This window comes from Vibrio sp. OPT46, from assembly GCF_015163535.1.
GTDB lineage: Bacteria > Pseudomonadota > Gammaproteobacteria > Enterobacterales > Vibrionaceae > Vibrio > Vibrio alginolyticus.
On sequence record NZ_JADDYG010000244.1, the window covers coordinates 48,767 to 63,295 of the forward strand.

A 14,529-nucleotide genomic window follows, 5' to 3' on the forward strand; every position below is an offset into this window, starting at 1 on the left:
GGTGATAAATTTTTAAATTAATTTATCTATGTCAATTAAAATAATATTTGAGCTGTTTTATTCTTCTATAGAAAAAAAGCCCTCAGCTACAAAGCCGAGGGCAAAGGACTTCAATCAACTAAAAGTGATAGAACTAGCCTTGGTACTTACCAAAAGATTGTTTTAATTTATAGAAAGTAGCTTGTGCGTAATCATCTGGATTACCGTACATATTCTGGTTATAGACACCGGCTTTAAAGTACATATATCTGCCACCTTCGTCATAGCCACTGTCACTCATATCTACGACTTGAACAACATCATCTTTACCATCACGTTTTACCGTAACTGTCATTGTGTTGCCTTTCACATCAATGATGTAGCTGAATTTTTCACCTAGCGCGATGCCATCGTCACCGATTTCACCAGTCATATCACCCACTAAGCTGTAGTAATCCTCTGTTCCAGTTTTGGTTTTTTCGTGAGCAAAGTAAACTGTACCTGTTGGTTGGTCTGGTAGCTTACGATAATAAAGACGAATTGGCTCATCATCTTTGTCATGAATCTGGCCGATAATAAAGCGGCCAACTTCATGCGACTGACCAGTTGTGGTTGCGTGGTCAATCTTCAGAGTAGCTTCAAGCGTACCGTCTACACCACCCGCTTCTTTTTGATCTTCAACTGGTGCAGAACTGAATACCCAGTTATTAGGATTTACACCTTTTGTGCTGTAAGACTTATCACCAGCACGAAGCATGGTACGTAACTCAGTTCGCGCGTATTTAGTGTTTTCAGAAGTTCGAGCGCCTTTCACATAGCTCTTGAATACCATTCCGCCATCATCTGCTGTGTAGAATATATCAGAGTGTTGGAAGCCGTTAGCCAAGTCCCACTCATCAATATCATCAGCACGACCATCTTTGTCATGGTCGAAAGGTGTCGTCAGTTTCCAACGTGTTAAGTCAAAGTTTTCACCCGGAGCATTTGTAGCGAGTGGCTCTTTCGGTAACGTAGGGTAAGGCATCGCTTTAGAAAGATCACACGTCACAGTCGTTTCACAAGGACGGACGATTGGTGCTCCAAAGTCGCCTTTACGATTCTTTTTGAGTAAATCCTTTTGTGCCTTTTGCTCCGCTTTCATTTGCGCAATCATAGCCGCTTCAGCGTTAACGACGTCATCAGTAATGATGTGACTTGCCGGACAGGCATTAATTCCGCAATTAACTGCCGCTAACTCAGTAACTGAGTTCCATTGGTTTTTGCTATTACCGTGGCCAACGTAACGAACATAGCGTGCTTTTACTGCAGGCTCAAACTGGAAGCGCTCTAAGCCAAGTGCGCGACCAGAGCTTTGCGCACCCTCAATAACCGTCACCCAGTTTTCACCATCAGTACTAAACTGAACATCAAATTTGCTGACGCGTTCGTTACCTTTGCTGAACGAGGCTTGAATTGCGTCGAACTCATAAACCGAGCCGTAATCCAACATCGCCCACTCACCATCACCATTTGCTGACCAACGTGTCATAATATCTTGGTCAAACAACTGCTCTGGAACATTACCATCATGACTACTCGCCGTTATCGTAACGGGAGTCAGAATATCAGCACCAGTTTCTTGGTTGTTTGGAAATGGATCTACCATGGTCGCCGTACTATTACAGCCCACAGCAAGTAAAATAGAAGAAGCTAACAAGCTTTTGAAGAAAATATGCTTCATGTAATCTAACACCTACAATATAAAAATGAATTAACAGCTCTTTTGCTGTAACAACAATTAGGCAATAACACTCGGGTTAAAAGCTGTATTTAAGGCCAAGGCGTGTTCTCAATTGGCGGTCATCCGTGGTTGAACCATCCTTACCTTTGACATTCCACAATTCAAAGTAAGGACGGAAATCTCCCATTTGGTAACCAACAATTAAGCCAGCATCCCACTCAGAATCTTTCCAATCAGATAAACGCACTTCGTCATAGTTTTTGTTGTAGTTGATCTCATAGCTCAGCTTGACGTTATCAAGGTACTCGTTATCAAACTGACGCATATCGTAAGAGCCTGTCAGTGTCCACTTACCTTGTTCAACTGTTTTCCCAGCAACGCTTACCGAAGTACCATCCGTTAGTGTTTTGTTACCTGCACCATCTGAATAAACTTGAAATTCGTGTCGGTAACGTAAAGCGGTACTTAAGCCAAAAGAGGATTTGTAACCAACACGAACTTGTGGTTTATAAGTGGTTTTTTCGTCATCATCGCCAAAAGTAATAGGCATCCCTGGTTGGATAAACCATTGTTTATTTATTTGGTAGCGAACTCCCCAATCAAACTCAGAATCACCAGCAACGAGTTGATCCCAAAAATGCGAGTTGTCGTAGCTATGGAATTTTTGTTCAACACCAAAGTTCAGTTTGGTCTGATCGTTAATTTTAGAACTACCACTAATTTTGATACGTTGGGCATAAGTTTCACTCTCATGCTTATATTCTGCGCGATAGTCTAAAGTTGCTGCGGAAACCGCTCCCGTCATTAATGTGGAAGCAACGAATAGGGACATTGTTGTAACTGCTTTCATGATTATATCTCTCTGTATATATTTTTTGGGATACCACTTAAATCCCTGGATTTGATTCAACACTATTGAATTAATGTATGACAAATACTAGTTAATTCATCATGAGAGTTCTGTGATATTAATCATGTAAGTGCCCCTCAACTGACAATTTGTATTATTATATATTCAAAAGTGTTAGCTATGTCTGATTCTAAAACGACCTTTGTAGACATCACTTACAGAGAAATGTTTTAACTCGTTTCATATGATAAAGAAGAAGATTAAAAAATATAAACAACAATAAATTCAATGACTTAAAATAAAAAATCTTGATGTAAAATCAAATTTCTTTCCTAAATCACCTTTAGTTTTTGCTGTTTCTCTATAAAGAAAGCCCTCAACCTCATAAAGGTTCAGCTCTTATTGATGTTGATATTCAACTATTTTGTGTGACTTATTCATCACTTCAGTGAGCGATCATTGTATCTAGTGTGAGTCGGATCATTCTATTGATAAAACCATCTAGATGACAGAAATTATTTGTCTAACAATATTACATAAATAAAAACACATAGAAGTGAGTACCTACCATGCAAGTAACAAAAATTGCAGCAGCAATTGCTATTTCCACAGGTTTGTTAACCGGATGTAACACTGATTTAAGGGATGCACCATCGGCCCCCCCACCAACAGAAACTGAGTCTGAGTTGAGCCAAGGTATGTGGGATATTTCAACACCAGCCACTGTGGCGAAATCCGATGATGAGCACGACCTGCCAAACGTCTATGTCTTTGAAGACGGTACGCAAAAGTATTATAACGATGATGATAACTTCGGTACTTACACAATCTACACTTCAACTTATACCGAAGATAAAGATACAGAGACGCTTACATTCAACCTTTATGACGAGAGCGATCTAAGTAACCCCACCGAGTTAACAGGGACTTATGAAGTTTCAAACGGCATGTTAACCATCTCAGGAACAAATGACGGAAACTTCACCGGTAACGATGAATCAGAAAACGATGCGGTGAAAGATGCAGTTGCAGCGGCAAATAATGACGCTGGCGATAACAACGTCGTACAAATTTTGGATACCAATAAAGGTGGAACAGAAGAAGACACCGGTGAGTTACGAATCAAGCTGTCTGATTCAACGAGTGTTTCAGAAATTTCAACAGGCCGACTAACTGTAGATCTAACTTACCAGCATCATGAAGAAACAGAACAGGAAGCCGACGGTTCTGGTGACAATGCTTACATCTCATTTTATGCAGCAAAAACCTCGAATTCCAACTTGCATGGCGAAGTGGCATTTGAAAACGGCAAAATCAAATACCGCGATGCAAGTGGAAACTTGACGGAAACAGGCGACACGTTTGAGTTAGGTGAAAACCTCGCGATAGAAGTCAGTTGGGTAGAAAACTTCTTCTCTTTTTCGGTTAACGGTAAACAAATAGGTGAAATGTTACCTGTCGCTGATGGCACCGCTGTAACTTATGTATCACTGAGACTAGGTGATAATGGCAACACTACAAACTTTGAATTAAATGCAGACAACTTGAAGATTTACTCTAGTGATTCGGGCTCTGAAGTGTTGGTTCTAGAAGAGGATTTTGACAACTACATTCCAGGCTTAGACCTCGCGACAATTTACAACAGTGCATCAAGCGAAGCGGTTGTCATTTCAGACGGAAGTTCTAATCCTGATAAACCGTCAGAAGACGTGAGTGAAAACTTTGACTCATACCCAGTAGGAACAAATATCAGTTCAGCAAACTCTAGTTGGAAAGAATACAATACGGTTGCTGATGACTCCTCCACCTTGACGTCCGTGGCTGTAGTAAGTGATGATGTATCAAAGAGCGGCGCTAACTCTCTGCTAATATCCGACACAGATACGACCAACAAACCATACGTTACGCGCGAGTTTTCAAACGGAGCAACATCAAACGGTAGCGTGTCATTCGATGTTTACATTCCGTCAGACAACGAAAAAACTACATACATTAATGTTGGCTCAGGTAAAAACAACTCAGATCGTTACTACGAATTGAGAATTTCGGGCAGTGGTAAAGTTGAAGCCGAAGCAGGATCAGATGACGTAGAAATAGGCACTATTACGACTGACGCTTGGAACTCAATGTCCCTAGCTTGGGATGGTGATGAGATTAACGTTTCTATTAATGGAAAAACGGTTGATGCGCCAAGCCAGTCCGAAACAGGCTTAGACGCAACGAATACACCATCACAACTGACTATTTATGTAGGGGACACAAGTGGTGCTTCAACAAAAGCATATTTCGATAACATCGATTCAAAGCAACTCTAGTGTTATTTTGTAGCACTTGATACTAGGCCAGGCTTTCGAGCCTGGCTTTATTTTTTTACCTCTTCAGAAGAACAAAATTCAACACAATACTCTAAATTCAAGCCAGTCCCAGTGATTGCTTGCTCTATCTTGTTTCTTACCTTTTAAAGAATTCCACTGAAAACAAAAGCCTCATCAAATCGATGAGGCTTAAGTAGAAATCGAGTAGCTCTTAGTTTTCTATTAGTTTCAATTTTGATTTAGCTTGAGCTTAGAAAATGTCACGCTGTTATAGTCACCGTTTTTCTTGTCGACTGAAAAATCACCGGTGCCCGCACATCCTGTACCCCACACAGGGTGAGACTCACTGACGCTACATTGACCATAAGCTCCTGCTTTAAAATAGAACATGTCTTCTGCGTAGCCATGCTCAAAGTCCTTACTATCAATCCCCTTACTGAGATCTATGGAATAATTCACTGTCTCGTGGCGTTCTGTTTCAAACGTCAAGTTCATCATAGTTCCTTGAACTTCTATCTTGTAGCTGAACTCTTCACCAAGAGCGATACCTGCTTGGCCTGGTTCTTCAAGGTTATCCCAAGTATTTCCCCATACTGGATATGCAATATCAATACGATTTGGATCTTCCTTCGCTAGGTTACGCTCGTAGTTCCAAAATACAGAGCCCATTTTGTGTTCTGGGAATTTTTTATAGAAGATTTTAATGGGTTCATTTCCATGTCCATAACCTTTACCCTCTTTTATTCTTGCATCAATTTTTTTCGCGTGGATTTGACCGACAACAACAGAATGAGCAGGCCCTTTTTCTGGAAATTTGGCGTGTTCAGAAACATGGTTCACTTTCAAGGTCGCTTCCAACGTTCCACCTACGCGACTGTGTTTAGCAGCCTGAGGGTGGCTCGATAAAGCCCAATGGTTTGCTAAATCATCGGTTTGAATAGAAAAGTCAGCGCCACGAGGCATTTCACGTAGTTCAGAGCGTGCATTCTTCGAGTTTTTTGTCGTTACCGCTTTATTCTGCACTTCAAATACCAAGTTGCCTTCTTCGTTCAAGAAGAAGAAGTCTTTGTGTGAATAACTCAGCATCGCCACACCCTCGATTTCGTCCACTTTTCCGTCTTCATTGATATCTGAAGGAATAGTGATCTTCCAGTTTCGCATATCAAATTTATCGGCAGGGACTGGATAATCAACGCCATTATTTAAATCAGAAGCGATAGCAAGAGTTGGTAAGGTAACAGCCATTGCGGCTACGAGTAGATTGAGTTTCATGTTTAAACCTTATTATATGTAATATTGTCATACATATAATAAGGTTTGCAAAGGAATGATTCGAGGAAAGAAGTTATGATGTGCTCTATTGATCACAATTTATAAACTCGATAAACCCCAAAATGATAAGCTAGACATACTCCTCTTTAGTCCATAGCATCTACGAATCTTTTCGACCTAATCCCAAAGTCATAGGATCAATCGTACATTAGCTTGTCTGCCTTATTAATATCGAAATCTTTCAGAGACTTACGTGCTAAATGCCTAAATGGCCATGCCTTAACAATTTCTTCAAACGGCATGATTGCAAACACCCAAAATACTGAAAGATCCAAGTATAAAATCATCAAAGCACATAACGGTATTGAGATTACCCACTGACCGGTAAAGTTAATCTTAAACACCTCCGTTGTTTTACCTAACGCTCTCAAAATATGACCATGAACGGTGTTATAGCCACGTACTATCGGTAGCAGTATGTAAAGTGGAGCAATCGCGGATAACGCTTTGTAAGTACTCGGGTCTAAGTCGGGATACAAATCAGGAAGCACGAAACTAAGTGCAAAAAAGAAAAATGCTGAAACGAACGAGATCATCACGGCCATATCAATACTAATATCGACATTGTTACGCAGCTCATCCATTTTTCTTGATCCAATTGCTTGGCTAATCGTGATTGCCGATGAATGCGCCCAAGCAGTAATGAACTGAGTACCCGCTTTGATCCAAGGCATCACGATAGTCATAGCGACATAAGCATTTAAGGTCAGTTGCGAGTACAGCAACATGTATATCGTTGCGCCAGTTTGTAACATTGTGACGTTCGCCGCGACGGGGAAAATCTCTTTAAAATGCTTATGTATATTGCTTTTCAATGACGCATCAAGCTTCTTAATAGACAAGATGATAGAATCATCAAGCTTAATGCACATGGTTAAATATAACAGCCGAATACTAATAGCAACCAAACTACCCGCCGCGGCGCCTTGAACGCCAATACCTTCAAAATTAGTCAGGCCGTGAATCAGAACATAAGACATCGCCACGTTGACTGGCAATTCAATCAAATAGCCTTTAAATGGAACTTTGGTCCGTCCAAGCGCATTGAACACCGCAATCATAACCTGAGTAATGGCATTGAATATGACGATGAACTTAGCAATTGCAAGGTAGCATTTTGTCTCCGCATAGAGATCAACGTTATCCGTCAACTTACTGATTAACGCTTCATCAAAGACAGTAATCAACAGCCAGAATAAGGATGCGACTAGAACGTTGATAACTAAAGCTGCCCAGAAACCTTTATTTAACGATAGATAATGACCAGAGCCTACGGCACGGCTAAGTACCAATTGAGACCCATTTGCTAGAGCCATTTGGATACCTAAAACAAAAGAAACTATTGTTGTAGCAATCCCCATAGCAGCAAGTGAAACTTCACCTAATGGCGTAACAAGCAGCGTATCAATCATAAGCATTGATTGCATCAACAAAGCATTAAGAGCAAGCGGCCAAGCAAGAGATAAGTTTTTCTTTATATATGGTTGAGAAAACATTAGTAAACCTTTGTAATGAGGTTAAACGTTTAAACTAAAGAGCTCTGTCATTAGGCAAAGTTCATGACAAAAAGAAACGACAGAAAACTCTTTTTAGTCAACAAAAATGTACGCAAGCTCTTAACTATTCACGGCGTCGGAAAGCCTCTGATTCTCATCATTTAACAGCGTTTGAGAGGCTAAACGAGCTTGAAATGAGTTTCCGACCATAATTGCATCATAAATTGCACGGTGCTCATTAAGGCAGAACCTCCCTCCTTCAACTGACTTGTCAATAAACACCTTAAATATGGTCGAAAGTATATTGCTGAAGGGAACGTAGAATTGATTATCGGTACAAAGGAATATCGTTTGATGAAACAAATGATCGTTAGCAATCCACTCATCATAATCGTGACATCGTGCTGCCATCGTCATTCTTTGAAATACAATTGACAACAGCTTTCTTTGCTCAGCATTGGCATTTTGGGCTGCCAGCGCACACGCCTCTGGTTCTATGGCTTTACGCAATCCTAAAAACTGAGATAGAAACGGCTTAGTATCTTCTAAATCTTGGATCCACTCTAAGAGTTGAGGATCAAGAAAATGCCAATAGTTTCTTGGTAGTACCGTAGTTCCAACTTTTGGTTTAGAGATAATTAAGCCTTTAGCAGACAGCAACTTCGTCGACTCTCGTAGTGCTGTCCGACTAACACCAAACAACTTACACAGTTCTATTTCACTCGGGAGTTTCTCATTTTGACTTAATTCTCCTGACAATATTTTGCGAGAAATCTGTCTTGCTACTTGTACATGTATCTTGTGATTTGAATTCCCGAGAAGTGAAAACTCTGCCATCTATATTCCTCATTGCCAGCAGCCTAAACGACTTGTTTAGCTAATAATTAGAAAAGGCCAAATGAAACACGCTTTGAAGGCGGAGACTTTCTGTGTAAATGTAAAGCACTGTTATTTAGCGTCTAAAATCTAACGATCTTATGAATATGATTTTTACTCGCGAGGTATATTGGCCAAACTCAATATTGAATGGTCGAGTAGTAACATCATACACACCGATCTTTAGTATATAATAATACAATATCACTTTATTTAACAAGAAACCTGACCTTCTATTCAAATTGTGTGCTGTGTATTGAAAATCAGTGAGTACAATAAGTAGGCGCGACTAGAGTTAACTAACATATTGAGCTAACAGATAAATAAGGAATGATGTAAGAATCGGTGGCCTCATCTGTTATACGCTAAGTATCATAATCATGAAGGCTTCATAAAGCAGTCGGAGATTCAAAATGGATTTGTGAAGACAACTGTTATTACGTAAACATCTTCTTGGTGAGCTACACTTTGGATGATATAGTCCAAGCTTAAATAATACAATTTTAACGATAAGTGATTTTATGTCTGGTGAATTTCATTCTATCTCCGGTTCCAAGCGCAGCTTACATGTACAAGTAGCTCGCGAAATTGCTCGTAGCATTTTGTCAGGCAAGATCCCTCAAGGGTCCATTCTTCCAGGAGAAATGTCCCTGTGTGAACAGTTTGGTATCAGTCGCACAGCTTTGCGTGAAGCCGTAAAACTTTTAACATCAAAAGGTTTACTCGAGTCACGTCCAAAAGTTGGTACTCGAGTCATCAACCGAGCGTACTGGAACTTTTTAGACCCACAATTAATTGAATGGATGGACGGTCTAACAGAGATAGATCAGTTCTGTCATCAATTTTTGGGGTTACGACGCGCTATAGAGCCTGAAGCTTGTGCACTCGCAGCGAAAAATGCCACTGCGGAACAGCGAATTCAGCTATCAGAAGCATTCCAAGATATGTTGGAAGTCGCTAAAGCAGACGAACTGGACAAAGCGCGCTGGATGGATGTAGATATTCGTTTCCATAGCATTATTTTTAACTCAACCGGAAACGACTTTTTCTTACCGTTTGGGCATGTTCTGACTACAATGTTCATTAACTTTATTGCTCACTCATCTGAGGAAGGCAATACGTGCATCGAAGAACATCGTGAGATTTATGAAGCAATAATGGCAGGCAATGCTGAAAAAGCACGTCAAGCTTCGGCTAACCACTTGTTGGAGTCAAAACATCGCTTACCCGAAGCCAGTTAAGCTTAGGGCTTGGGCGATCTAATAACTAGGCAAAAGCACGCATCTCGCGTGCTTTTTTAATTTCGTTTCCTCCAATTCTTTATGGCACACCATCAATATTTTGATATATAGTAATACAAATGTATTTTAAGAATGTTGTGTTATGACCGACTCGCTACTGCCAAATATCATACAGTTTATCAGCCAGATTGATCCGTTTGACAAGGTACCTAAAGGTGCACTTCGCGAGCTTGCTTCATCTGTTAAGATCACTTATTTAAGCAAGGGGGATGTTGTTGATCAGTATTCTTCTAAGAACGAAAAGTCACTTTATATTATTAGAACTGGCTCTATCGAACAGCGTAAATCTGATGGCATATTGAGAGCTAAACTTGGTCCGGAAGATTTGTTTGGCTTCACTTTTCTTGGTAACGAAGTCGAAAGCGGAAAAGAATACAAAGCAATTGCAATCGAAAATTCATTAGTTTATGTAATTCCAAATGCTGCGCTAAAAAAGTTGTGCACTTCTCATCCTGAATGTGCTGAACATTTTGCATCACAAGCTCAGGTACGGCTAAAGTCAGCATTAGATGTCGTGTGGTCTAACAAAGAAAAAGGGTTGTTTATTCGGCGTGTAGAGGAAGTTGCTAGTGGTCGAGTTGCAATTGTAACCGCTGAGCAATCCATTCAGTCAGTCGCCAACGAGATGATCGATAAGTGCTCTCCCTGCGCTGTCGTTTATCGTGATAATAAAATAGTTGGACTGATTACCGACCGAGATATGACAAAGCGAGTCATCGCCAAAGGATTAAGCATCTCAACACCAGTCGTCGAAGTCATGTCGCCTGATCCTAAAACAATTCATCCTGACGATTTAGTTCTGCACGCAGCCTCCATTATGATGCAGCACAACATAAGAAATTTACCCCTAGTCAGAGACAATAACGTCGTTGGCGTTTTGACAACAACGCACTTGGTTCAAAACCATCGAGTCCAAGCAATATTTTTAATTGAAAAGATCAAATATGCTGGCAGTGTCAAAGCTTTGTCTAGTTTTACGTCTGAGCGCCAAGCTATTTTTGAAGCATTAGTCGAAGGACGGGTTTCACCAGAAATCATTGGTAAAGTGATGACCATGATTATGGATGCGTACACTCGTAGGTTAATACAAATAGCCATTGATAAGTTGGGAACACCTCCCTGTGACTTCTCTTGGATTGTGGCAGGCTCTCATGCTCGCCAAGAAGTACATATGCTGTCAGATCAAGATAGCGCCATCGTATTAGATGATTCGGCAACAGATAACGACCGTATCTACTTCAAACATTTAGCAATGATAGTAAGTAATGGCCTGAATAAATGTAACTATCCATTGTGTCCAGGGAAATTTATGGCAGCGACCCCTAAATGGTGCCAGCCTCTCTCTGTTTGGAAAAAGTACTATAAGAAATGGGTGGCAAATCCTGAATACGAGCGCCTCCTCAATATCAGTGTCTTTTTAGAAATCCGAACCGTTTATGGAAACAAAGACTTTGAACAGATACTTCGCGATGAGCTTCACTCTAACATCAACGCTAATAGAGAATTCCTTACGATGTTAGTTAACGATGCGGTGAAAACAAACCCACCGCTAGGAATATTCAATAGCCTAGTATTACAAAAATCGGGAGAGAACAAGAAAACGCTCGACGTAAAAAAATACGCGATTAATCTAATCATTGATCTTGCAAGGATTTATGGTCTGGCAGTTGAATGTGACCTCACTGCAACTGATGAGCGTTTTAAAGCAGCTAACGAAAAAGGACTGCTCAGCCATGACGCGTACAAAAATATAATCAACGCATATCAATTCATCTTGTCGTTTCGATTTGCCCATCAATTAGAAGCACTAAAAAGTGGAGATGAGCCAAATAACCACATTGACCCCAATACGTTCGGTAGTTTTGAACGTCAACATTTAAAAGACGCGTTCCGCATCATTGCAGATCTACAAGAAGTCGCCAAACTCCGTTTTGGGAGCCGATAATGAAGCGCTTACTTGAGTACTTTCATCCATTGACACGAAAAAATCGTCAGAGACAAAAGCACTGTAAAAAGAAGCACATCCCTCTTTATCTTAAAAAGCTGCTTCGCTCGCCAAATCTGGACGTAAATCAACGAGCTTTTGACACTGAGTTCATCGTTCTAGATCTTGAAACAACTGGCTTAGACAGTGAGGAAGAAGTCATTCTTTCCATGGGCTGGGTAGAGATTCGACAAGGCCATATTGACTTAGCAACAAGTCAACACCTTTATGTACATAGCGACTCAAAAATTAAGCCCGAAACCATAGTTGTTAACCATATTACCCAACAAATGCTGACTGATGGAATCTCTATTCATGAAGCAATGCGGACATTCTTTAAAGCAGCAGAAAACAAAGTTATTGTTGCGCACGGATGTATAGTCGAAACTAGCTTTATTAATCAATATTTACAGCGAGTTTTCAACATAAAAGAGTTGCCGCTCATTTGGATAGACACCTTGCGAATAGAAAAAAGGTTACAAAGAGCTATCAATGCTTCCGATGAATCAGATGTGACTCTAGCAGCGACAAGGGAACGTTACGGGTTACCCGCTTACAACGGCCATAATGCACTTGCAGATGCAATTGCAACTGCAGAGTTACTATTAGTTCAACAAACCCGTATCGCACCTCAGACAAAAGCGACAGTCGGGCCCCTTTACCGGCTTAGCCTGTAATCATCCAGATCACAGGCCTATTTGCTAAACATGTTCTCTGTCACAATTTGGTATCATCAGCATTTACCTTAATTAATAATACAATATCATTAATGGAGGCGACGTTAGCAAAATGCAGCGAATAGCCATTGTCACTTGCCAACATCAGAGCGAGTGTAAACTGATTAGTTGCTCCATATCATAACTACATTTTAGAGAGCTTAGCATTGCATGTGCGCAATGATTGTCGAAGATCTAGCAGCGTTACATAAACAACCGAATTCAGGTGATGTCCCCTCGAACGTCATCTGCAGTGGTTAGTAATCATGTAAAGCCGCTGTTGCGAACTTCAGCCGACAGCTCGCGGTACTAGTACCGTTTGGCCCATGCAGTACAGGCTTGCATGGGCTTTTTTTTAACAATCCTACATCAATCGATGTTATATCCCTCTGCCAGATATGCATAAATCCGCGTCCATTCTTATTAGAGGACTTAAGATTCTTTATAAGTATATTCATAGAACCCATACCTAAACTCGACACTTTTAGCAGCTTCAGAGAAAAGCAATATCTGACACCGATCACTTGTATGATTAATTAAAGGGTTTATTACGCCTTACTGGTCACGGTTTTGAGTTATTGTACTACAAATAAGAGGAGCGAACGTTACTATTACTTAGGACAATAAACTACTTCAAAGGTCTAAAGATGGAACTCAATACTCTCATTGTGGGCATCTATTTTCTATTCTTAATCGCAATAGGTTGGATGTTCAGAACTTTTACTAGTACTACAAGCGACTACTTCCGAGGTGGCGGCAACATGCTTTGGTGGATGGTTGGAGCAACGGCGTTTATGACTCAATTCTCTGCTTGGACATTTACTGGCGCCGCTGGTAAAGCCTACAATGACGGTTTTGCTGTCGCTATTATTTTCCTTGCAAACGCGTTTGGTTACTTCATGAACTTCGCTTACTTTGCACCGAAATTTCGTCAGTTACGCGTCGTAACTGTCATAGAAGCCATTCGTATGCGTTTTGGTACAACAAACGAACAAGTATTTACTTGGTCTTCGATGCCAAACAGTGTTGTCTCTGCAGGTGTATGGCTTAACGCCCTCGCTATTATAGCTTCAGGTATTTTTGGTTTTGATATGACAGCAACCATCTGGATTACCGGTTTAGTTGTACTTGCGATGTCGGTAACTGGCGGCTCTTGGGCGGTTATCGCCTCCGATTTCATGCAAATGGTCATCATCATGGCGGTAACGATCACATGTGCAGCCGTTGCTATTGTTCAAGGTGGTGGAGTTACTGAAATTATCTCTAACTTCCCAGTCGCAGAAAGTGGCAGCTTTGTTGCAGGTAACAACCTGAACTACTTAAGCATCTTTAGTATTTGGGCGTTCTTTATCTTCGTTAAGCAGTTCTCTATTACAAACAATATGTTGAACTCTTACCGTTACCTAGCTGCAAAAGACTCTAAAAATGCAAAAAAAGCAGCTTTGCTAGCATGTGTATTGATGTTGGGTGGAGTTTTCATTTGGTTCATGCCTTCTTGGTATATTGCAGGCCAAGGTGTTGATTTAGCGGCAGCTTATCCAGATGCTGGTAACAAAGCAGGCGACTTCGCGTACCTATACTTCGTTCAAGAATACATGCCAGCAGGTATGGTTGGACTTCTGGTCGCTGCAATGTTTGCTGCTACGATGTCCTCTATGGACTCTGGTCTTAACCGCAATTCAGGTATTTTCGTAAAGAACTTTTATGAACCGATCGTTCGTAAAGGCCAAGCATCAGAGAAAGAGCTAGTCGCAGTTTCTAAAGCAACATCGGCGGTATTTGGCGTTGCAATTATTCTAATCGCGCAGTTTATAAACTCTCTAAAAGGTCTGAGTCTATTCGACACTATGATGTACGTTGGTGCGCTCATCGGGTTCCCAATGACAATTCCAGCGTTTTTAGGCTTCTTTATCAAGAAAACTCCAGACTGGGCCGGTTGGGGAACTCTAGTCGTGGGTGG

The 14,529-nt window shown here is 40.8% G+C and carries 10 protein-coding genes; 5 read left to right on the forward strand and 5 right to left on the reverse strand.

The genetic code is table 11. From position 1 onward, the window contains the following. Positions 1 to 133 precede the first annotated feature (133 nt). A complete protein-coding gene (locus IQR33_RS10360) occupies positions 134 to 1,699 on the reverse strand; it encodes a polysaccharide lyase family 7 protein (RefSeq protein WP_017821221.1) in 1,566 nt (521 codons plus the stop codon). Positions 1,700 to 1,775: 76 nt separating this feature from the next. Beyond that, positions 1,776 to 2,549, reverse strand: a complete 774-nt coding sequence (locus IQR33_RS10365; RefSeq protein WP_053307760.1) for an oligogalacturonate-specific porin KdgM family protein — start codon at positions 2,547 to 2,549, stop codon at positions 1,776 to 1,778. A 569-nt stretch (positions 2,550 to 3,118) separates the two neighbouring features. Here IQR33_RS10365 and IQR33_RS10370 point away from each other — a divergent pair. Then, complete coding sequence (locus tag IQR33_RS10370) at positions 3,119 to 4,864, forward strand: hypothetical protein (RefSeq protein WP_017821220.1); 1,746 nt, start codon at positions 3,119 to 3,121, stop codon at positions 4,862 to 4,864. Between the two features lie 228 nt (positions 4,865 to 5,092). On the opposite strand, the gene IQR33_RS10375 is transcribed toward IQR33_RS10370, so the two are convergent. The 3 genes from IQR33_RS10375 to IQR33_RS10385 all read right to left on the reverse strand — a co-directional run bounded on the left by IQR33_RS10375 (position 5,093) and on the right by IQR33_RS10385 (position 8,529). Then, positions 5,093 to 6,136 (reverse strand): polysaccharide lyase family 7 protein, encoded by a 1,044-nt coding sequence (locus IQR33_RS10375; RefSeq protein ID WP_017821219.1) that lies wholly within the window; start codon positions 6,134 to 6,136, stop codon positions 5,093 to 5,095. 197 nt (positions 6,137 to 6,333) lie between these two features. Further along, a complete protein-coding gene (locus tag IQR33_RS10380; RefSeq protein ID WP_025998585.1) occupies positions 6,334 to 7,623 on the reverse strand; it encodes an MATE family efflux transporter in 1,290 nt (429 codons plus the stop codon). Positions 7,624 to 7,812: 189 nt separating this feature from the next. Continuing rightward, positions 7,813 to 8,529, reverse strand: a complete 717-nt coding sequence (locus tag IQR33_RS10385; protein WP_017634231.1) for a FadR/GntR family transcriptional regulator — start codon at positions 8,527 to 8,529, stop codon at positions 7,813 to 7,815. Between the two features lie 560 nt (positions 8,530 to 9,089). On the opposite strand from IQR33_RS10385, the gene IQR33_RS10390 reads away from it, so the two are divergent. The 4 genes from IQR33_RS10390 to IQR33_RS10405 all read left to right on the forward strand — a co-directional run. Next, a complete protein-coding gene (locus tag IQR33_RS10390; protein ID WP_005388529.1) occupies positions 9,090 to 9,809 on the forward strand; it encodes a FadR/GntR family transcriptional regulator in 720 nt (239 codons plus the stop codon). A gap of 142 nt (positions 9,810 to 9,951) precedes the next feature. Beyond that, the gene (locus tag IQR33_RS10395) at positions 9,952 to 11,814 is read left to right on the forward strand and encodes a putative nucleotidyltransferase substrate binding domain-containing protein (RefSeq protein WP_017634232.1); all 1,863 of its coding nucleotides are present in this window, start codon (positions 9,952 to 9,954) and stop codon (positions 11,812 to 11,814) included. Beyond that, complete coding sequence (locus tag IQR33_RS10400) at positions 11,814 to 12,530, forward strand: 3'-5' exonuclease (RefSeq protein ID WP_005388533.1); 717 nt, start codon at positions 11,814 to 11,816, stop codon at positions 12,528 to 12,530. Before IQR33_RS10395 ends, IQR33_RS10400 begins: the two co-directional genes overlap by 1 nt. A gap of 686 nt (positions 12,531 to 13,216) precedes the next feature. Further along, positions 13,217 to 14,529, forward strand: a 1,313-nt coding sequence (locus IQR33_RS10405) for a sodium:solute symporter family transporter (protein ID WP_228013840.1), incomplete at its 3' end; no start/stop codon positions are given.